Source organism: Pseudomonas sp. SORGH_AS_0211, from assembly GCF_031453455.1.
Classification (GTDB): Bacteria; Pseudomonadota; Gammaproteobacteria; order Pseudomonadales; family Pseudomonadaceae; genus Chryseomonas; species Chryseomonas aestiva.
Genome location: NZ_JAVIZV010000001.1, coordinates 3436000 through 3454282 on the forward strand (window position 1 = coordinate 3436000; position 18283 = coordinate 3454282).

20 protein-coding genes are annotated in these 18283 nt (G+C 67.7%); 14 read left to right on the forward strand and 6 right to left on the reverse strand.

What is annotated here, in order from left to right:
* Positions 1–340: 340 nt before the first annotated feature.
* A complete protein-coding gene (locus tag QE393_RS15930) occupies positions 341–622 on the forward strand; it encodes a hypothetical protein (protein WP_310044590.1) in 282 nt (93 codons plus the stop codon).
* Positions 623–631: 9 nt separating this feature from the next.
* Here the strand turns inward: QE393_RS15930 and QE393_RS15935 are convergent, their stop codons facing one another.
* Positions 632–1414 carry an aldolase gene (locus QE393_RS15935; RefSeq protein WP_310044591.1) on the reverse strand — a complete coding sequence of 261 codons (783 nt, stop codon included), beginning with the start codon at positions 1412–1414 and terminating at the stop codon, positions 632–634.
* 132 nt (positions 1415–1546) lie between these two features.
* On the opposite strand from QE393_RS15935, the gene QE393_RS15940 reads away from it, so the two are divergent.
* The gene (locus QE393_RS15940; RefSeq protein ID WP_310044593.1) at positions 1547–3364 is read left to right on the forward strand and encodes an alkaline phosphatase family protein; all 1818 of its coding nucleotides are present in this window, start codon (positions 1547–1549) and stop codon (positions 3362–3364) included.
* 7 nt (positions 3365–3371) lie between these two features.
* On the opposite strand, the gene QE393_RS15945 is transcribed toward QE393_RS15940, so the two are convergent.
* Both QE393_RS15945 and QE393_RS15950 read right to left on the reverse strand, forming a co-directional pair.
* Positions 3372–4202: a PhzF family phenazine biosynthesis protein gene (locus tag QE393_RS15945; protein WP_310044595.1), complete on the reverse strand. Its 831-nt coding sequence runs from the start codon at positions 4200–4202 to the stop codon at positions 3372–3374.
* A 353-nt stretch (positions 4203–4555) separates the two neighbouring features.
* Positions 4556–5320, reverse strand: a complete 765-nt coding sequence (locus tag QE393_RS15950) for a FadR/GntR family transcriptional regulator (protein ID WP_310044597.1) — start codon at positions 5318–5320, stop codon at positions 4556–4558.
* Between the two features lie 152 nt (positions 5321–5472).
* Between QE393_RS15950 and QE393_RS15955 the strand changes: the two genes are divergently transcribed.
* The 5 genes from QE393_RS15955 to QE393_RS15975 all read left to right on the forward strand — a co-directional run bounded on the left by QE393_RS15955 (position 5473) and on the right by QE393_RS15975 (position 10134).
* Positions 5473–6213, forward strand: a complete 741-nt coding sequence (locus QE393_RS15955) for an SDR family oxidoreductase (protein WP_133861378.1) — start codon at positions 5473–5475, stop codon at positions 6211–6213.
* Positions 6214–6257: 44 nt separating this feature from the next.
* A complete protein-coding gene (locus QE393_RS15960) occupies positions 6258–7106 on the forward strand; it encodes an ureidoglycolate lyase (protein WP_310044598.1) in 849 nt (282 codons plus the stop codon).
* Positions 7107–7211: 105 nt separating this feature from the next.
* Complete coding sequence (locus QE393_RS15965) at positions 7212–8504, forward strand: L-fuconate dehydratase (protein ID WP_310044599.1); 1293 nt, start codon at positions 7212–7214, stop codon at positions 8502–8504.
* A complete protein-coding gene (locus QE393_RS15970) occupies positions 8501–9361 on the forward strand; it encodes an amidohydrolase (RefSeq protein WP_273806620.1) in 861 nt (286 codons plus the stop codon). The genes QE393_RS15965 and QE393_RS15970 overlap by 4 nt, the downstream gene beginning before the upstream one ends.
* Positions 9358–10134 (forward strand): SDR family oxidoreductase, encoded by a 777-nt coding sequence (locus tag QE393_RS15975; RefSeq protein WP_310044600.1) that lies wholly within the window; start codon positions 9358–9360, stop codon positions 10132–10134. The genes QE393_RS15970 and QE393_RS15975 overlap by 4 nt, the downstream gene beginning before the upstream one ends.
* A gap of 210 nt (positions 10135–10344) precedes the next feature.
* On the opposite strand, the gene QE393_RS15980 is transcribed toward QE393_RS15975, so the two are convergent.
* Together QE393_RS15980 and QE393_RS15985 are read right to left on the reverse strand one after the other, a co-directional pair.
* Positions 10345–10482, reverse strand: a complete 138-nt coding sequence (locus QE393_RS15980) for a hypothetical protein (RefSeq protein WP_167348568.1) — start codon at positions 10480–10482, stop codon at positions 10345–10347.
* Between the two features lie 60 nt (positions 10483–10542).
* Positions 10543–10944 (reverse strand): TetR family transcriptional regulator C-terminal domain-containing protein, encoded by a 402-nt coding sequence (locus QE393_RS15985; RefSeq protein WP_310044601.1) that lies wholly within the window; start codon positions 10942–10944, stop codon positions 10543–10545.
* Positions 10945–11180: 236 nt separating this feature from the next.
* Between QE393_RS15985 and QE393_RS15990 the strand changes: the two genes are divergently transcribed.
* The 7 genes from QE393_RS15990 (at position 11181) to QE393_RS16020 (ending at position 17956) form a co-directional block, all read left to right on the forward strand.
* Positions 11181–12053, forward strand: coding sequence for an alpha/beta fold hydrolase (locus QE393_RS15990; protein ID WP_310044603.1), 873 nt, complete (start codon positions 11181–11183; stop codon positions 12051–12053).
* Positions 12054–12176: 123 nt separating this feature from the next.
* Entirely contained in the window at positions 12177–13295 is a 1119-nt protein-coding gene (locus QE393_RS15995) for a Re/Si-specific NAD(P)(+) transhydrogenase subunit alpha (protein WP_310044605.1), read from the forward strand.
* A gap of 35 nt (positions 13296–13330) precedes the next feature.
* Entirely contained in the window at positions 13331–13645 is a 315-nt protein-coding gene (locus tag QE393_RS16000) for an NAD(P) transhydrogenase subunit alpha (protein ID WP_133861386.1), read from the forward strand.
* 1 nt (position 13646) lies between these two features.
* The gene (locus QE393_RS16005; RefSeq protein ID WP_310044607.1) at positions 13647–15083 is read left to right on the forward strand and encodes an NAD(P)(+) transhydrogenase (Re/Si-specific) subunit beta; all 1437 of its coding nucleotides are present in this window, start codon (positions 13647–13649) and stop codon (positions 15081–15083) included.
* A 258-nt stretch (positions 15084–15341) separates the two neighbouring features.
* Positions 15342–16463, forward strand: coding sequence for a hypothetical protein (locus QE393_RS16010; RefSeq protein WP_273806626.1), 1122 nt, complete (start codon positions 15342–15344; stop codon positions 16461–16463).
* Positions 16464–16587: 124 nt separating this feature from the next.
* The gene (locus QE393_RS16015) at positions 16588–17070 is read left to right on the forward strand and encodes a hypothetical protein (RefSeq protein ID WP_310044608.1); all 483 of its coding nucleotides are present in this window, start codon (positions 16588–16590) and stop codon (positions 17068–17070) included.
* Between the two features lie 70 nt (positions 17071–17140).
* Positions 17141–17956, forward strand: coding sequence for an SDR family oxidoreductase (locus QE393_RS16020; protein ID WP_310044610.1), 816 nt, complete (start codon positions 17141–17143; stop codon positions 17954–17956).
* 70 nt (positions 17957–18026) lie between these two features.
* On the opposite strand, the gene QE393_RS16025 is transcribed toward QE393_RS16020, so the two are convergent.
* Complete coding sequence (locus tag QE393_RS16025; RefSeq protein WP_310044613.1) at positions 18027–18278, reverse strand: hypothetical protein; 252 nt, start codon at positions 18276–18278, stop codon at positions 18027–18029.
* Between the last annotated feature and the right edge of the window lie 5 nt (positions 18279–18283).

An 18283-nucleotide genomic window follows, 5' to 3' on the forward strand; every position in this document is an offset into this window, starting at 1 on the left:
GCTATCATCGATCATCTGCGTCGCTACCCGTGCCCTCGCCCATGGACAAGCTCTCCCTGCTTCACCTGCTGCTGATCTTTACCGCCATCGCCTGCATGGCCCTGCTGGCCGCGCTGATTCGCTAGCGGCGTTAAGGCAGCCATAAGGCGGGCGGTGGCAAGCTCTCCTCCATGCCGACGAGGCATCGTAGAAGCTGACATCTGCGCTTTTAGCCCGGGAGGATCCCGGGCTTTTTTTTCGCGTCGGCAAAATGCGCAGCAGTCCACGGGTCCGCGCTTTGCCACTGCAGCGCCCTCTGCCGGGCCTGGCAAGATGGGGCTCTGGTCCAGGAGGGACAGCCATGATCACCAGGATGCCGTCAGCCCACGCTCAGTCGCTCGCCTTCGATGTCTGCCCCCTGGGCGCGGACGTCCAGTCCCTGTCCATCGATCTGCTCCGCCAAGGCTTTCTGGCGCTGGATCATCATGGGCAGCTGGACATGAGTCGCGAGCTCAAGCGCCAGTTGCGCGAGCGGCTGGTCGAACAACTGGATGCCGAGCTGCCCGCGGTCGCGGCCGCCGCGCTGGAACGCTCCACCCCGCAACCGCGGGCCTTGCCGCAGCGTCGCAGCCGCGGCGGCTGATCGTCCCTTTCAGTCCCGATAATCCGGCTCCAGCCGCAGCAGCTGGCGCTTCACGCTTTCCAGATGCAGCCGTGCGCTGTCGGCGTTGCCCTGCAGCAGCTGCTGGCAGGCGGCGTGCGCGATGGCCGGTGCCACTGGCTTCAGCGGCCGGCCGCTGGCCATGGCCTTGAGTTGCACCTCGGCGGCGCGCTCCAGGTAGTAGAGATCGTCCCAGGCCTCGGCGATGCTCGGCCCCAGCACCAGCGGTCCGTGATTCTTCAGCATGACCACCGCCGCGTCACCCGCCGCCCGGGCGATGCGTTCGCCTTCGGCCGCGTCCAGCGCCAGGCCGTTGTAGTCCTCGTCCACGCTCAGGCGATCATGGAACTTCAGCGCGGTCTGCCCGGCCCAGACGAAGGGGTCGCCCTCCAGCAGGCAGAGCGCCGTGGCATGGGGCATATGGGTGTGGAAGGCCGCCCGCGCCTGGGGATTGAGCCGGTGCAGCTGGGCATGGATATGGAAGGCGGTGGCCTCGGGCGCGCCCTCCCCCACGACCACACCACCCACGAAGTCGCAGATCAGCAGCGAGCAAGCCGTGACCTCGGCGAAGGCCAGGCCATAGGGATTGACCAGGAACAGATCGTCGTGGCCGGGCACCACGAAGGAAAAGTGATTGCAGATCCCCTCGCCCAGGCCCAGGCGGGCGGCCATGCGAAAACAGGCGGCGAGATCGATGCGGGCCTGGCGGATGGCCGGGGTATCCAGGTCAAGGTGACGGGCAGCGGCGACGGTACTTTCGAAGGCGTGGGCCATGGGCAGCTCCTTGGACGGGGATCCAGGCGTTGCACAAAGGATGCCGCCCCCTGTCATGGCGTTGTCATCATAAAACTGCAGCAATCTCTTGTTACATCTCTGCTGTCTTTCCACCTGCGCAGAGAGTCTTCCATGGCGTTCCTTCCTACCCGTCTCGCCCGTGCCTGCAGTCTCGCCCTCCTCGCCAGTTCGGCCGTCATGGCCGCGGAACCGGCGCGCAACGTCATCCTCTTCATTCCCGATGGCCTGCGCGCCAACATCGTCGATGCCCAGACCGCGCCGAACCTGGCCCAGCTGCGGCGCGAGGGCGTGAATTTCCAGAACAGCCACTCGCTGTTTCCGACCTTCACCACGCCCAATGCCTCGGCCCTGGCCACCGGGCACTACCTGGGCGACACCGGGGATTTCAGTAACACGATCTACACCGGTTTCCCGGTTTCAGGGGCGAACAACAGCGTCACGCCCTTCCTGGAAAACGACGAGGTGCTGGGCGACGTCGACGAGCACTTCGCCGGCAACTACCTGGACGAGGAAACCCTGCTCGCCGCCGCGCGCCAGGCCGGCCTGTCCACCGCCGCCGTCGGCAAGCTCGGCCCGGTGGCCATCCAGGACGTGACCGCCCGCGACGGCGAGAAGACGGTGATCGTCGACGACTCTACCGGCCATCCCACCGGCATTCCCCTGAGCGCGGCCATGCAGGACGCCCTGAAACAGGCCGGTCTGCCGCTGGAAGCCCCGAGCCGGGGCGCCAACGGCAAGGCCGGCAACGCCACCACACCGGGCACCCTGAGCGCCAACGTCGAGCAGCAGCGCTACTTCCTCGAGGTCACCAACCAGGTGCTGCTGCCGCGCTTCAAGGAAAGCGGCAAGCCCTTCGTGCTGGTGTTCTGGTCGCGCGATCCCGACGGCACCCAGCACAACCAGGGCGACAGCCTGGGCAAGGTCACCCCGGGCATCAACGGCCCCACCAGCCTGGCCGCCATCCGCAACGTCGACGCCAACCTCGGTGCCCTGCGCGCCCGGCTGAAGGAGCTGGGCCTGGACGGCAACACCGACATCTTCGTCAGCGCCGACCACGGCTTCTCCACCATTTCCAAGGAGAGCAAGACCAGTCCGGCGGCCAAGGCCAGCTACCCCGACGTGCCCAAGGGGCAGCTGCCGCCCGGCTTCCTCGCCCTGGATCTCGCCGCCGCGCTGAAATTACCGCTGCTCGATCCGGACGCCAAGGACGCCCCGGTGGCGATGGACAAGGGCCAGCACCCGAGCAAGGCCAATGGCCTGATCGGTCCCGACGCGGCCAAGCCGGAGATGGTGGTGGCGGCCAACGGCGGTTCGGACCTCGTCTATCTGCCCCAGGGTGATGCCAAGGCCCTGGCACCCAAGGTGGTCGCCGCGCTGCTCAAGCAGGATTACGTCAGCGGCCTGTTCGTCGACGACGACCTGGGCAAGATCCCCGGCACCCTGCCGCTCTCGGCGATCAACCTCAAGGGCTCGGCGCTCACCCCCTATCCGGCCATCGTGGTCAACTTCCGCTCCTATGACAGCGGCTGCGGCAAACCCGACGTCTGCGCCGTGGAAGTGGCCGACACCGGGCTGCAGCAGGGCCAGGGCATGCACGGCAGCTTCAGCCGCGGCGACACCCACAACTTCATGGCGGCGATCGGCCCGGACTTCCGCAAGGGCTTCGTCGACCTGAGTCCGGTCAGCAACGCCGACGTCGGCCAGACCCTGGCCCACCTGCTGCACCTGGAGATCCCGGCCAAGGGGCAACTGGTCGGCCGGGTGATCGGCGAGAGTCTGGAGGGCGGCAAGCCGGTCAAGGCCAGCCACCAGGTGCAGCGTTCCGCGCCGGCGGCGGGCGGGCTGGTCACCGAACTCAAGACCCAGAACGTCGGCGACACCCGCTACTTCGATGCCGCCGGCTTCAAGGGCCGCTCGGTCGGGCTCTGATCAGCGCCTAGAGGGCAAGGGCGCCGCGGATGCAGTCCTGCACCGCGCCACCCACCCAGATGCGGTCGGCGATACGGGCTACCCGTACCCGGCCGCGCCGGCCCAGCGCCGTGCCCTGGCTGGCCAGGTAGCGCTCCGGTGCCAGGCCCGCCGGGATCAGCCACTGCGCCAGGCTGGCGTTGAGGCTGCCGGTAACCGGATCTTCGGCGAACTCCTCGCCCATCAGGGCGCGCACCTCGAACTGCGCCTCCGCGCCATGGCCTGTCCAGGGTGCGATCAAGCCGACGTTGAGGCCTTCCAGGGCAGCATAGTCCGGGCGGATCGCCAGCAACTCCTCACGACTTTCCACGAGCGCCGCGACCCAGCCGGGACCGTTGTCGGCCCACTGGCTGGCCTGGATGCGTTCGGGCGAAAGGCCGGTGCCGCGGGCGATGCGTGCTAGTACCTCGGCCTCGACCGCGCCGCCTCGCAACAGCGGCGGCGCGGCAAAGGCCAGCTCCTCTCCGGCGGCGCGGATCGACACCAGGCCGGCGTCGCATTCCTGGATCACCTCGCCGCCCTTGGGTCGTCCGCCTTCACGCAACCAGACATGGCAGCTGCCGAGGGTCGGATGGCCGGCAAAGGGCAGCTCGCGGACCGGAGTGAAGATGCGCACCCGGTAGTCCGCCGCTGGATCGGTCGGCTGCAGGAGAAAGGTGGTCTCCGACAGATTGGTCCAGCGCGCCAGGGCAGCCATCTGCTCGGTAGAAAGCGCATCGGCGCCACAGACCACCGCCAGGGCATTGCCCTCCAGGGGGCGCTGGGCGAAGACATCGACCTGATGGAAAACGAGGGACATGGCGGCGGACTCCTGGGGGCAAAGAGCCGATTGTCCGTGGTCGGCAGGCGATAGGAACAGCCACAGCCAGGTGGCTAAGGAGCCGTACAGAGGGGTGTCGCGCGCAGGATTCGCGTGGAAAACGCTGCGCGGTTTTCCACGCTACGGTGTTGCCTGCCCATGCCATCGTCGCGGGGCTTGCCCTCACCCCAACCCTCTCCCGGAGGAAGAAGGGGCGGTTCCGAGCAGAGGTTGGGGCCATTTCGTAGCGTGGACAACGGCGCAGCCTTGTCCACGCATCACCGAGCCCCCGTAGGTTGGCGCTGAGCACAGCGAAGCCCAACAGTGCCAGCCACCCTCACCCCAGTCATCCCTCACTCCAACGCCGGCCGCGCGAAGATGCGGGTCACCGCATCCAGGTGCGCGGCCATGGCCTGGCGGGCGGCGTCGGGGTCGTGGGTTTCCAGGGCTTCGAGGATGGCGAGGTGCTCCTGCTGGGAGCGGTCGGGCATGTCCTCAGGGGTGTAGCGGCGCTGCAGGAGCTGGAACATGCTGCCGTAGCGATGGCCGAGCAGATGGCGCAGCAGCAGCGCATAGGCCGGATTGCCGCTGGCCTGGGCGATGCGGATATGGAACAGCCGGTCGCCGGGATGGGTGGTGGAGCCCAGGCGATTGTCCTCGACGTTGCGAACATAGGCGGCGCGGATGCCGGCCAGTTCGCTGGCGCTGGCGTGCCGGGCGGCCAGGGCGGCAGCTTCCGGTTCCACCAGGCGACGCGCCTGCAGCAGGGCGAAGGGCGGGATCTCGGCGTCCAGATCCAGCGCCAGGCTCAGCTCCGGATCCATCTCGGCCCACTGGCCGCGCCCGGCCAGTTCCAGCACCGGGGTGTCCGGTGGCGGCGGGGCAATGGGCGCGCAGACCCGTACGCCGTCGCCGACGCGCACGTCCACCAGGCCGATCACCTCCAGGGCGATCAGCGCTTCGCGCACCGAAGCGCGACTCACCCCCAGCTGCTTGGCTAGTTCGCGCTCGGCGGGCAGGCAACTGCCCGGCGGGTATTCGCCGCCGTCGATGAGGGCGCGCAACTGGTCGGCGATCTGCCGGTAAAGCCGTGGTTTTTCAATCACCTGAAGGGGCATGGCGGTCTCGTCTCATGCAGGTCGCGTAGTCTGCCGCGAAAAAATCCTTGCCTGAGAGCCTAGCAGGGTCTAAACAATAGGACCAATGGCCTGACCATTGACCGCTGGCGGTCAGGCAACTCCACAACAATAATCAGCCAAGAGGTCTCCGCATGAGTCACGCAGGCAAACGCGTCCTGGTCACCGCCGCCGGCCAGGGGATCGGCCGGGCCACCGCCCTCGCCTTCCATCGCGCCGGTGCCGAGGTCATCGCCACCGACATCAATGCCGCCGCCCTGGACAGCCTCGAAGGGCTGCAGACACGGGTGCTCGACGTCACCGACGCGGCCGCCGTGACCGCCCTGGTCGCCGAGCTGGGCAGCTTCGACGTCTTGTTCAACTGCGCCGGCTACGTCCACGCCGGCAGCATCCTCGATTGCGACGAAGAGGCCTGGCGCTTCTCCTTCGAACTCAATGCCACCGCCATGTACCGGATGATCCGCGCCGTGCTGCCCGGCATGCTGGCCCAGGGCGGCGGCTGCATCATCAACATGGCTTCGATCGCCTCCAGCCTCAAGGGCGTGGCCAATCGCTGCGCCTATGGCGCCAGCAAGGCGGCGGTGATCGGCCTGACCAAGTCGGTGGCCGCCGACTATGTCGGCCAGGGCATCCGCTGCAACGCCATCTGCCCCGGCACCGTGGATTCCCCCTCGCTGCACCAGCGCATCGCCGACCAGGCCGCCCGTGAAGGCCGCAGCGAAGCCGAGGTGCAAGCCGCCTTCGCCGCCCGCCAGCCGATGGGTCGCGTCGGTCGCCCGGAGGAGATCGCCGCCCTCGCCCTGTATCTTGCCTCCGACGCCGCCGCCTTCGTCACCGGGACCGCCCAGGTGATCGATGGTGGCTGGAGCGTCTGACGCCGTTTTTCGTCCGCAACCCTTTTCCCCTCATAGGAGCTCCGATGAAACTCTTGCGCTACGGCCCCCAGGGCCAGGAAAAACCCGGTCTGCTGGATGCCCAGGGCCGGCTTCGCGATCTCTCCGGCCAGGTGGCCGACCTCGCCGGCGAGGCGCTCGGCGCCGACTCCCTGGCCCGCTTGCGCCAACTGGACCCAAACAGTCTGCCCCTGGTGGATGGCACCCCGCGCCTGGGCCCCTGCGTGGGCCGGGTCGGCAAGTTCATCTGCATCGGCCTCAACTATGCCGACCATGCCGCCGAATCCGGCCTGGACGTGCCCAAGGAGCCGGTGGTGTTCAACAAGTGGACCAGCGCCATCTGCGGTCCCAACGACGCGGTGCAGATCCCCCGCGACTCGACCAAGACCGACTGGGAAGTGGAGCTGGGCGTGGTGATCGGCAAGGCCGGGCGCTACATCGACGAGGCCAATGCCCTGGACCATGTGGCCGGCTATTGCGTGGTCAACGACGTCTCCGAGCGTGAATGGCAACTCGAACGCGGCGGCACCTGGGACAAGGGCAAGGGCTTCGACACCTTCGGTCCGCTCGGCCCCTGGCTGGTCACCACCGACGAGGTGGCCGATCCGCAGAATCTCGACCTCTGGCTGGAGGTGGACGGCCACCGCTACCAGAACGGCAATACCCGCACCATGATCTTCAGCGTGGCGCAGATCATCGCCTACCTCAGCCGCTGCATGAGCCTGCAGCCGGGTGACGTCATCTCTACCGGCACCCCGCCGGGCGTGGGCATGGGCGTCAAGCCGCAGTCGGTGTACCTCAAGCCCGGCCAGGAAATGCGCCTGGGCATCCAGGGCCTGGGCGAGCAGCACCAGCGCACCGTCGCCGCCGACTAGGCCCGACAGCCCTACCCCTGCCTATCAGCCCCCCGTGCCCGCTTTCATCGAGCGGGCGCGGGGCCGGGCTCGCTCAGCCCGCGAAAACCCCTCGAGGACAGCGCCATGCCAACAACAATTACCGGCCTGCAGATCGAAGACATCCGCTTCCCCACCAGCCAGGCGCTGGATGGTTCCGATGCCATGAACCCCGATCCGGACTACTCCGCCGCCTACGTCATCCTGCAGACCGACCAGCCGGGCCTGGAGGGTCACGGCCTCACTTTCACCATCGGTCGCGGCAACGAGATCTGCTGCGCCGCCCTGCGCGCCCTGGAGCCGCGGGTGCGCGGCCTGACCCTGGAGTGGATCCAGGAAGACCCGGGCCGCTTCTGGCGCCACATCACCGGCGACAGCCAGCTGCGCTGGATCGGCCCGGACAAGGGCGCCATCCACCTGGCCACCGGCGCGGTGGTCAACGCCGCCTGGGACCTCTGGGCGCGCGCCGTGGGCAAGCCGGTCTGGCGCCTGGTGGCGGAGATGAGTCCCGAGGAACTGGTGCGCTGCATCGACTTCCGCTATCTCACCGATTGCATCACTCCCGAAGAGGCCCTGGCCCTGCTGCGCCAGCGCGCCGAGGGCAAGGCCGAACGGCTGCGGCGCCTCGAAGCCGAGGGCTATCCCTGCTACACCACCTCGGCCGGCTGGCTCGGCTATCCCGACGACAAGCTGCGCCGCCTCTGCCAGGAGGCCATCGACGCCGGCTTCTCCCATATCAAGCTCAAGGTCGGCCGCGACCTTGCCGACGACATCCGCCGGGTGCGCATCGCCCGCGAGGTGATCGGCCCCGAGCGCCACCTGATGATCGACGCCAACCAGGTGTGGGAAGTCGGCGAGGCCATCGACTGGGTGCGCGAACTGGCCTTCGCCAAGCCCTGGTTCATCGAAGAGCCCACCAGCCCCGACGACGTGGAGGGCCATCGCGCCATCCGCGAGGCAGTGGCGCCGGTCAAGGTCGCCACCGGCGAGATGTGCCAGAACCGCATCCTCTTCAAGCAATTCATCATGCGCGGCGGCCTGGACGTGGTGCAGCTCGACGCCTGCCGCCTGGGCGGCCTCAACGAGGTGCTGGCGGTGCAGCTGATGGCCGCCAAGTACGACCTGCCGGTCTGCCCCCATGCCGGCGGCGTGGGCCTCTGCGAATACGTGCAGCACCTGGCGATGATCGACTACCTCTGCGTCGCCGGCACCCACGAGGGCCGGGTGGTGGAATACGTCGACCATCTCCACGAACACTTCGAGGACCCCTGCCAGGTGCGCGGCGCCGCCTACCTGGCACCCCAGGCGCCGGGTTTCTCCATCGCCATCAAGGCCGCCTCCCGGGCGCGCTATCGCCATGCCGAGGAGCAGCCGTCATGAGTCTGCGCCTGGATGCCCACCAGCACTTCTGGCGCTACCGCCCGGCCGAGTTCGGCTGGATCGACGGGCGCATGGCCGGGCTGCAGCGCGACCATCTGCCCGCCGATCTGCAGCCGCACCTGCAGCGCGCCGGCTTCGACGGCTGCATCGCCGTCCAGGCGCGCACCCTGGAAGAAGAGACGGATTTTCTGCTCGACCTCGCCGCCCGGACGCCCTGGGTACAGGCGGTGGTCGGCTGGACCGACCTGCGCGCCGCCGACCTGGTGGCACGCCTGGAACGGCGCCAGGGCAGTCGTCACCTGCGCGGCTTTCGCCATCCGGTGCAGGACGAGGCCGATCCCGGCGCCTGGCTGGCCGATGCCGCCGCCAACCGGGGCGTCGCCACCCTGCAGCGGCATGGCTATCTCTATGAACTGCTGATCCACGCCGAGACCCTGCCCGCCGCCACCGCCTTCGCCGCCCGCCATGACCATGGCGTGCTGGTGCTGGACCACCTGGGCAAGCCGCCGGGCCGGGTCGCCCCCGCCGACTACGCCCGCCTACTGGCGCCCCTGGCACGGCTGCCCCATGTGCATTGCAAGCTGTCCGGGCTGGTCACCGAGGCCGACTGGCACGGCTGGCAGGCGGAGCAGTTGCTGCCCTATGCGCGGATCGCCTTGGAGGCCTTTGGGCCGGAGCGGCTGCTGTTCGGCTCCGACTGGCCGGTCTGTACCCTCGCCGCCAGTTACGCCGAGGTGATCGACCTGGCCGAACAGGCGCTGCTGGATCTCACGCCCAGCGAGCGCGGGGCGGTCTTTGGCGGCAACGCGGCCCGCCTCTATGGCTTGGGCACCCAGCCACGGGAGGCCGTGGCATGAACCTGCAGCTGACCGACAAGGTGTTCCTGGTCACCGGCGGTAGCTCCGGCATCGGCGCCGCCATCTCCCTGGCCCTGGCCGCCGAGGGCGCCATCCCGGTGATTCTCGCCCGCGAGCCGCTGGCGGCCGACTTCGCTGCGCAACTGGCCGAACGTCAGCCCAGGGCGCGGGCCTTCACGGTGGAGCTGTGCGACGAAGCCGCCTGCGAGCGGACCGTGGCCGCGGTGCAGGACGCCCATGGGCGCATCGATGGACTGGTCAACAACGCCGGGGTCAACGATGGCGTGAGTCTCAGCGCCGGTCGGGCGGCCTTCGTCGCCTCCCTGGAGCGCAACCTGGTGCACTACTACCACCTGGCGCACCTCTGCCTGCCGGCGCTGCGCGCCAGCACCGGCGCCATCGTCAACATCGCCTCCAAGACCGCCCTCTCCGGCCAGGGCGACACCAGCGGCTACACCGCGGCCAAGGGCGGCGTCCTGGCCCTGACCCGGGAGTGGGCCGCCTCGCTGCTGGACGACGGCATCCGTGTCAACGCGGTGATCCCCGCCGAGGTGATGACGCCGCTCTACGAACGCTGGCTACAGGGCTTTCCCGACCCGGCCGCCAAGCTCGCCGCCATCACCGCGCGCATTCCCCTCGGCCGCCGCATGACCACCCCGGAGGAGATCGCCGACACCGTGGCCTTCCTGCTGTCGCCACGCTCCAGCCATACCACCGGCCAGTGGCTGAGTGTCGACGGCGGCTACCTGCATCTGGATCGGGCATTGACATGAGGGAGTGAGGCGGAGGAGCAGGAAGGCGCCCTCACCCCAGCCCTCTCCCGGAGGGAGAGGGGATGGTATCGACGTTAGCGATGGGATCACCCGTACGTGGAAAACGCTTCGCGGTTTTCCACCCTACCCATCTGCCGTAGTTTGGCGAGAGCGAGCTCCCGTAGGGTGAACAACGGCGCAGCCTTGTCCACGTGCCGGGCACCCAACCCGCTAGCGCTTCGGACTCAAGGGACTGTCGTCCTGGTCCTCGCGCTCTTCGGTGGTGGTGGTGTTCGCCGAATCCGGCACGTCGCCGTATTCGTCGTAGTCGTGGGGGGTCTGCTTGTCGTCGGCGGGTTCGGGATTCATGGGGTACTCCGATCTTAGAGGCACCCTCGGTGGAGTCCGCCGGCCCCGGTGGCGTTCCCGTCAGATCAGCGCCACCAGACGTTCGGCCACCCGGTCGAAGGGTTCGATGCTGCGCTGGGCGCGGCACAGCGGGATCACCCCCTGCACCGCCGCCACCAGCAAGGTGGCCAACCCCGTGGCCGCCTGCTCCGCATGGCCATGCTCGACCAGCGCCACCTGCAAGCGCGCTTCCCAGCGGCGATAGATGCCCGCCGCCGCATCCAGCTCGCGTTGGGCGATCTCGTCCACCGGTTCTTCCACCGCCACCGCCATCACCGGGCAGCCGACGCGGAAGTCCGAGTCCAGCAGGATGTCGCGCCAGAGCCGCAAAAAGCCCTGGATGCCCGCCAGCGCCCCAGCCTGCAGCTGCCGCTCCAGGTCGCGACTGACCTGGGCGCCGGCCAGCTCCACCGCCTCCACCACCAGCTGATGCTTGCCGCCGGGAAAGTGATGATAGGTGGACCCCAGCGGCGCCTCGGGCGCGCTTGATGGTCTCGCGGATGCTGGTGGCGTTGAGGCCGTGCTGCGCCAGCATGGCCGACGCCGCCACCACCACCCGTTCCCGTACCGTCGACTGCTCGGTCATCCATTCTCCTTGCTATGACAGTCGTCATAATCTACCGTCCAGGCATTATAACAACTGTCATAGGGACCACCCCATGCCCAGCGACGCCCTCGTCGAGGAATTGATCACCGCGGACGGTTATCGCCTCAGCACCAGTCGCTTTCCCGCCCAGGGGCCGCTGCAGGGACGGCTGATCGTCGCCGGCGCCACCGCCGTGCCCCAGGGCTTCTACCGGCGTTTCGCCCAGCACGCCGCGGCCCGCGGCTTCGAGACGCTGACCCTGGACTATCGCGGCGTCGGCCGCTCGGCGCCGGCGTCGCTCAAGGGCTTTCGCATGGACCTGCTGGACTGGGCACGCCAGGACCTCGCCGCCGCCGTGGACACCATGGCCCGGGGCGACGTCCCCCTCTACCTGGTCGGCCACTCCTATGGCGGCCATGCCTTCGGCCTCCTGCCCAACCACGCCAAGGTGGCCGGCTTCTACGTCTTCGGCACCAGCGCCGGCTGGTACGGCTACATGCCGCCGCTGGAAAGACTCAAGGTCCTGACCATGTGGAAACTGGTCTTGCCGGTCATGACGTGGTGGAAAGGCTACTGCCCCTGGAGCGCCCTGGGCCTGGGCGAAGACCTGCCGCGCGACGTCTATCGCCAGTGGCGCCACTGGTGCAGCTATCCCCACTATTTCTTCGACGATCCGGCCATGCGGGGCATCGAAGTCGGCTACGCGGAAGTGCGCACGCCCATCGTCGCGGTAAACGCCCTGGACGATCTCTGGGCCACGCCGCGTTCGCGCGATGCCTTCATGCAGGCCTATCGCAACGTCGACCTCCAGCGCGAAGACCTCGACCCCCGCCAGCACGGCGGCGCCATCGGCCACATGGGTTATTTCCGCGGCAGCGCCCAGCCCCTCTGGGATCGCGCCCTGGACTGGTTCGCCGCCCTGCCCCGTGCACCTGGCGTGAACTGAGCCTCGAACAGGCCGCCCCAGGGCGTGCCTGTCGCTTTTCCAAAAGCTCTCCGTCGTTTCCGGACAGCCATCCCGCTGCCCCAGGTCCCATTGTGGCGGCTCGAATAAAAAGGAGTGACACCCGTGCTGATCGGCATCCCGATGGAAACCGGTGCGGGGGAAACGCGCGTGGCCGCGACCCCCGAGACCCTCAAGAAACTGATCGGCCAGGGCCACCAGGTGGTGGTGCAACAGGGCGCCGGCGAACGCGCCAGCGTGCCCGACGCGGCCTATGCCGCCAGCGGTGCCCAACTCGGTGATGCCGCCGCGGCCCTGGGCGCCGACCTGGTGCTCAAGGTGGCGGCGCCCGATGCCGCCGAGCGGGCGCTGATGAAGCCCGGCGCCGTGCTGATCGGCATGCTCAATCCCTTCGCCCAGGAGACCCTGGTCCAGCTCAATGCCCGGGGCCTCACCGCCTTCGCCCTGGAGGCGGCGCCGCGCACCTCCCGCGCCCAGAGCCTGGACGTGCTTTCCTCCCAGGCCAACATCGCCGGCTACAAGGCGGTGATGCTGGCGGCCGACCACTATCCGCGCTTCATGCCCATGCTGATGACCGCCGCCGGTACGGTGAAGGCTGCGCGGGTGCTGATCCTCGGCGCCGGGGTGGCTGGCCTGCAGGCCATCGCCACCGCCAAGCGCCTCGGCGCGGTGATCGAGGCCTCGGACGTGCGTCCGGCGGTCAAGGAGCAGATCGAATCCCTCGGCGCCAAGTTCGTCGACGTGCCCTTCGAGACCGAGGAAGAACGCCAGTGCGCCGAAGGCGTCGGTGGCTATGCCCGGCCCATGCCGGCCAGCTGGATGGCGCGCCAGGCCAAGGCGGTGCACGAGCGCGCCAGGCAGGCCGACATCGTCATCACCACCGCGCTGATCCCCGGTCGCCGCGCCCCCACCCTGCTGCACGCGGCCACCGTGGCCGAGATGAAGCCGGGCTCGGTAGTCATCGACCTGGCTGCCAGCCAGGGCGGCAACTGCCCGCTCACCGAACTGGATCAGGTGGTGGTCAGGCACGGCGTCACCCTGGTGGGCTACGGCAACCTGGCCGCCCGGGTGCCGGCGGACGCCTCCGCGCTCTATGCCCGCAACCTGCTGGACTTTCTCAAGCTGGTGCTCAAGGACGGGGCCTTCCACCTCGACCTGGCCGACGACATCGTCGCCGCCTGCCTGATGTGCCACGGCGGCGAATTGCGCCGCAAGAACGCCTGAGCGCCCGCCCTCCGCCTATATAAAGGACTGCCCCCATGGATTTGATTTCCGACGGTCTCTACAACCTGATCATCTTCGTGCTGGCCATCTATGTCGGCTACCACGTGGTCTGGAACGTCACCCCCGCGCTGCACACCCCGCTGATGGCGGTGACCAACGCCATCTCCGCCATCGTCATCGTTGGCGCCATGCTCGCCGCCGCCCTCACCGTGACCCCGCTGGGCAAGACCATGGGCACCCTGGCCGTGGCCCTGGCGGCGGTCAACGTCTTCGGCGGCTTCCTGGTCACCCGCCGCATGCTGGAGATGTTCAAGAAGAAGGCCCCCAAGGCCCCGGCGGAGCAGCGCTGACATGAGCATGAACCTCATCACCCTGCTCTACCTGATCGCCTCGGTGTGCTTCATCCAGGCGCTCAAGGGCCTCTCCCATCCCACCACCTCGCGCCGCGGCAACGCCTTCGGCATGGCCGGCATGACCCTCGCCGTGCTCACCACCCTGGCGCTGATCCACAAGCTCGGCAGCGAACTGGCGGTACAGGGCATTGGCTACGTCATCGTCGGCCTGCTGGTGGGCGGCAGCGCCGGCGCCTACATGGCCAAGCGCGTGGAAATGACCAAGATGCCCGAGCTGGTGGCCTTCATGCACAGCATGATCGGCCTGGCCGCGGTGTTCATCGCCATCGCCGCGGTGGTCGAGCCGCAATCCCTGGGCATCGTCGCCAGCTTTGGCCAGCCGATCCCCGCCGGCAATCGCCTGGAGCTGTTCCTCGGCGCGGCCATCGGCGCCATCACCTTTTCCGGTTCGGTGATCGCCTTCGGCAAGCTCTCCGGCAAATACAAGTTCCGCCTGTTCCAGGGCGCCCCGGTGCGCTTCGCCGGCCAGCACCCGCTCAACCTGGTGATCGGCCTGGCCATCCTCGCCCTGGGCCTGGTCTTCACCTTCAGCGGCAACCTTGGCGCCTTCGCCGTGCTGGTGGCCCTGGCCTTCGTCATCGGCGTGCTGATCATCATCCCCATCGGCGGCGCCGACATGCCGGTGGTGGTCTCCATGCTCAACAGCTACTCCGGCTGGGCCGCCGCCGGCATCGGTTTCTCGCTCAACAACTCCATGCTGATCATCGCCGGTTCGCTGGTGGGTTCGAGCGGTGCCATCCTCTCCTACATCATGTGCAAGGCGATGAACCGCTCCTTCTTCAACGTCATCCTCGGCGGCTTCGGCGGGGCGACGGAAGCGGCGGCCAGTGGCGGCAGCGGGGAGCAGCGCCCGGTCAAATCCGGCTCGGCGGACGACGCTGCCTTCCTGCTCGGCAACGCCGACAGCGTCATCATCGTCCCCGGCTACGGCCTGGCCGTGGCCCGCGCCCAGCACGCCCTCAAGGAGCTGACCGAAAAACTGGTGCACAACGGCGTGACGGTGAAATACGCCATCCACCCGGTGGCGGGTCGCATGCCCGGCCATATGAACGTGCTGCTGGCCGAGGCCGAGGTGCCCTACGACCAGGTGTTCGAGATGGACGACATCAACTCCGAATTCGGCCAGGCCGACGTGGTGCTGGTGCTCGGCGCCAACGATGTGGTCAACCCGGCGGCCAAGAACGACCCCAAATCGCCCATCGCCGGCATGCCCATCCTCGAAGCCTTCAAGGCCAAGACGATCATCGTCAACAAGAGATCCATGGCCAGCGGCTACGCGGGTCTCGACAACGAACTCTTCTACCTGGACAAGACCCTGATGGTCTTTGGCGATGCCAAGAAGGTCATCGAGGAGATGGTCAAGGCGGTGGATTAAGTCGTAGCCCCTCACGACCGCTTGGGTGGTCGCGAGGGGCTGTTCGCTGGCACCCCATAAGACATACGTTTCTCTCTCAAAGCCTCCAGGCTTACGCACTCAACGCAAGGTCGTTCACGCAAGGATCAGCATCGCTCCTTCGACCGATTGCGCCTTCAGCCTCACTAATCAGATTATTCCTCAGCGCCTCACCTATCCCCTGCCTCCAATCGAACGCTCACGCGCAGGGCTCTCCCAGCCCTCACAAGGACCGTCCCCATGCACACCTCCCGCTCCCTCATGGTCGCGTTGCTGCTGGCCAACACCGGTGCCGTCTGGGCCGAGTCCAATACGGCCAATGTCCAGCAGAACGGCGGCTTCAACGTGGTGAATCTGAACCAGGGCAGCGAGCTGTCGGCGCGCAACAAGGCGGATATCCAGCAGAGCGGCAGCTTTCTGAACGCCCAGGTCACCCAGCAGAACGATGCCGATGACAGCGTGCGGGTGCTGCAGACCAATGCCAGGAGCGCGGTCGAGGTCAATCAGGTCTGGGGTTCGCAGCGCCTGGTGGATATCGAGCAGCGCGATGGCGGCTATGACCGGGTGCAGGTCGATCAGGGACCGGGCAGCGGCAACGAGACGGTGGTGCGGCAGAGCGGTCTGCGACAGGACACCTCTGTCCATCAGGACGGTGGCTATCACCGGATCGATATCGAGCAGGGCAGCTATGCCGCGGGCCAGAACACCCTGACGGTGCGTCAGGATGGCCTCAACGGCAAGCTCGATCTGGCTCAGCACGGTGATCGCCAGGACCTGCAGGTGACCAGTTTCGGTCTGCGCAACGAGGTCTGGGCGAGCCAGAACGGCGAGGACTCGACCACCCTCATCACGCAGAACGGCAACGACAACTACATCGGCCTCAAGCAGGGCGGTGAGCGGTTGGAGACCCAGGTGGTACAGCAGGGCAATGGCAACGACGCCCGGGTCCGGCATTCCAGTGGCAGCTCGCAGCCCAGTAAAGTCGACATCGCCCAGCGCGGTGATCTCAACCATGCGGACGTCAACGTCTATGGCACAGGCAACCAGCTGACCCTGGCGCAGACCGGTAACGGCAATGGCGCCACCGCCATCGTCTCGGGCGAGGGCAACCAGTTGGACTTGGCGTCCACTGGCGACGGCAATGGCATCAACGCCTATGCCCTGGGCAACGACGGCCAGCTGAAGGTCGATCAGCAGGGCAACGATCTGGCGCTGACCGCCTACGTCACGGGCAATGCCTCCAGCATCACCGCCAGTCAGAGCGGCTATCAGCACACGGCCAACCTGACCCAGAACACCGCGGGCAATGCCATCAACCTGACCCAGAGCGGCTTTTCCAACCACGCCGTCATTAGCCAGTAGACCTGGATCAGCGGGGTCCATCCCCGCCCTCTCCGGCAGGGGATGGGGTCCGCCCTGCCCCGCTCGCTCAATTTTCGCCTCCTGCGGCCGCTATCCTTGGGATGTACCTTTCAAGGAGTCCGCGATGTCCAGCACGCTGTCGGTGAATGGCATCGGCCATGGCATCTTGCGCGCGCCCACGCTCAGGCTGGGTGGCGCGACTGCCAAGCCCACCGCCGAGGAAGAGGCGGCCAAGGTCGAGCAAGCCAAGAAGCCCAAGGGCATCGGCAAGCCCAATTCGCTGAACCAGATCAAGGATAAGGCCGAAGCCGACGCCGCCCCCGCCAGCGAGAAGGGCAGCACCGGCAACAAGACCCTGGATACCCTGCAGAAGGCCATCGACATGGCCAAGCGGCAACTGGAGCTGGCGCAAAAGCAATTACGCGCCGTGGAGGCCCAGAGCAAGGGCGGCAGCAAGGCCGAGCAGGAGGCCAGCCAGGCTGCCCGTGAAGCTGCCCAGGCCAATGTCGCCGCCGCCAGCGAAGCTCTGACGACGGCCTACGCCGCCTATACCGAAGCCCTGAAGAAGGCCGGCGAGACCACCAGCGGGGTCAGCGCCCGGGCGTGATGCTGGCCCCCTGACCCGACCGCCTGGACTACCTTCGGAGGCTGGTCACGATCTGGAGGGGTGTACTCGCATGGCAGCCAAACTCAAGGGCAAGATCGCCCTGGTCACCGGCGCGGCCCAGGGCATAGGCGCCGCCATCGCCCGGGCCTTCGTGGCGGAAGGCGCCTTCGTCTATGTCACCGACCTCAACGCCGAGCTCGGCCATACCGTCGCGGCCGAGCTCGGCGACAGCGCCTGCTATCTGCCCCTGGATGTGCGCCTGGAGGCCGACTGGCAGCGGGTGATCGGGCAGCTTCTTACTGATCGCGGGCGGCTGGATGTGCTGGTGAACAACGCGGGAATCACCGGCTTCGAGCATGGCATGGTCGCCCATGATCCCGAACACGCCCGGCTCGAAGACTGGCACGCGGTGCATCGCACCAACCTGGATGGCGTCTTTCTCGGCTGCAAGCATGGCATCCGCGCCATGCGTCTGGCCGGGGCCGGGTCCATCATCAATATTTCGTCGCGCTCCGGGCTGGTGGGTATTCCCGGTGCGGCGGCCTATGCCTCGTCCAAGGCCGCCGTGCGCAACCACAGCAAGACGGTGGCGCTCTATTGCGCGGAACAGGGCCTCGCCATCCGCTGCAATTCGATCCACCCCGCCGCCATTCTCACGCCCATGTGGGAGCCCATGCTGGGCGACGGAGCGGACCGCGCGGCACGCATGGCGGCGCTGGTACGGGACACGCCGCTGCGGCGCTTTGGCCGCCCCGAGGAGGTGGCGGCCGTGGCGCTGTTGCTGGCGTCCGACGAGGCCGCCTACATGACCGGCAGCGAGCTGAATCTGGATGGCGGTCTCCTGGCCGGTTCGGCGGTGACGCCTGCGGTGGTCGAGTCGCCCTAGCCGTTGATTTTGCAACTCAGCCGCAACGCGGTGCGGCGCCGGCTACCTGGTAGAGGCATCCTGCCGGTCGCTAGTCATCCGGATAGATGTCTGCCGCGGTAATGGCCGGCAGGCTGCCGATGGCGCGCAATTCATTGATGGCGTCGCGGATCACCTCGTAGAGCAGCGCCGTGTTGCGCACCAGGGTCTGGTTGAGGGTACGCGACACCCGCGCCGGCCGGGCGGGGTCGATAAGGGTGATCAGCAGGTTGTCACCCTGGGATTGGATCTCGTGCTTGATGGGCGGGTCCAGCGCCGCCAGTTGACTTTTAAGGGCTTGCATAGAGC

Coding starts and splice junctions, on each gene's coding strand:
- QE393_RS15930 (WP_310044590.1), top strand. CDS start 341: ATGATCACCAGGATGCCGTCAGCCCACGCTCAGTCGCTCGCCTTCGAT.
- QE393_RS15935 (WP_310044591.1), bottom strand. CDS start 1,414: ATGGCCCACGCCTTCGAAAGTACCGTCGCCGCTGCCCGTCACCTTGAC.
- QE393_RS15940 (WP_310044593.1), top strand. CDS start 1,547: ATGGCGTTCCTTCCTACCCGTCTCGCCCGTGCCTGCAGTCTCGCCCTC.
- QE393_RS15945 (WP_310044595.1), bottom strand. CDS start 4,202: ATGTCCCTCGTTTTCCATCAGGTCGATGTCTTCGCCCAGCGCCCCCTG.
- QE393_RS15950 (WP_310044597.1), bottom strand. CDS start 5,320: ATGCCCCTTCAGGTGATTGAAAAACCACGGCTTTACCGGCAGATCGCC.
- QE393_RS15955 (WP_133861378.1), top strand. CDS start 5,473: ATGAGTCACGCAGGCAAACGCGTCCTGGTCACCGCCGCCGGCCAGGGG.
- QE393_RS15960 (WP_310044598.1), top strand. CDS start 6,258: ATGAAACTCTTGCGCTACGGCCCCCAGGGCCAGGAAAAACCCGGTCTG.
- QE393_RS15965 (WP_310044599.1), top strand. CDS start 7,212: ATGCCAACAACAATTACCGGCCTGCAGATCGAAGACATCCGCTTCCCC.
- QE393_RS15970 (WP_273806620.1), top strand. CDS start 8,501: ATGAGTCTGCGCCTGGATGCCCACCAGCACTTCTGGCGCTACCGCCCG.
- QE393_RS15975 (WP_310044600.1), top strand. CDS start 9,358: ATGAACCTGCAGCTGACCGACAAGGTGTTCCTGGTCACCGGCGGTAGC.
- QE393_RS15980 (WP_167348568.1), bottom strand. CDS start 10,482: ATGAATCCCGAACCCGCCGACGACAAGCAGACCCCCCACGACTACGAC.
- QE393_RS15990 (WP_310044603.1), top strand. CDS start 11,181: ATGCCCAGCGACGCCCTCGTCGAGGAATTGATCACCGCGGACGGTTAT.
- QE393_RS16000 (WP_133861386.1), top strand. CDS start 13,331: ATGGATTTGATTTCCGACGGTCTCTACAACCTGATCATCTTCGTGCTG.
- QE393_RS16005 (WP_310044607.1), top strand. CDS start 13,647: ATGAGCATGAACCTCATCACCCTGCTCTACCTGATCGCCTCGGTGTGC.
- QE393_RS16010 (WP_273806626.1), top strand. CDS start 15,342: ATGCACACCTCCCGCTCCCTCATGGTCGCGTTGCTGCTGGCCAACACC.
- QE393_RS16015 (WP_310044608.1), top strand. CDS start 16,588: ATGTCCAGCACGCTGTCGGTGAATGGCATCGGCCATGGCATCTTGCGC.
- QE393_RS16020 (WP_310044610.1), top strand. CDS start 17,141: ATGGCAGCCAAACTCAAGGGCAAGATCGCCCTGGTCACCGGCGCGGCC.
- QE393_RS16025 (WP_310044613.1), bottom strand. CDS start 18,278: ATGCAAGCCCTTAAAAGTCAACTGGCGGCGCTGGACCCGCCCATCAAG.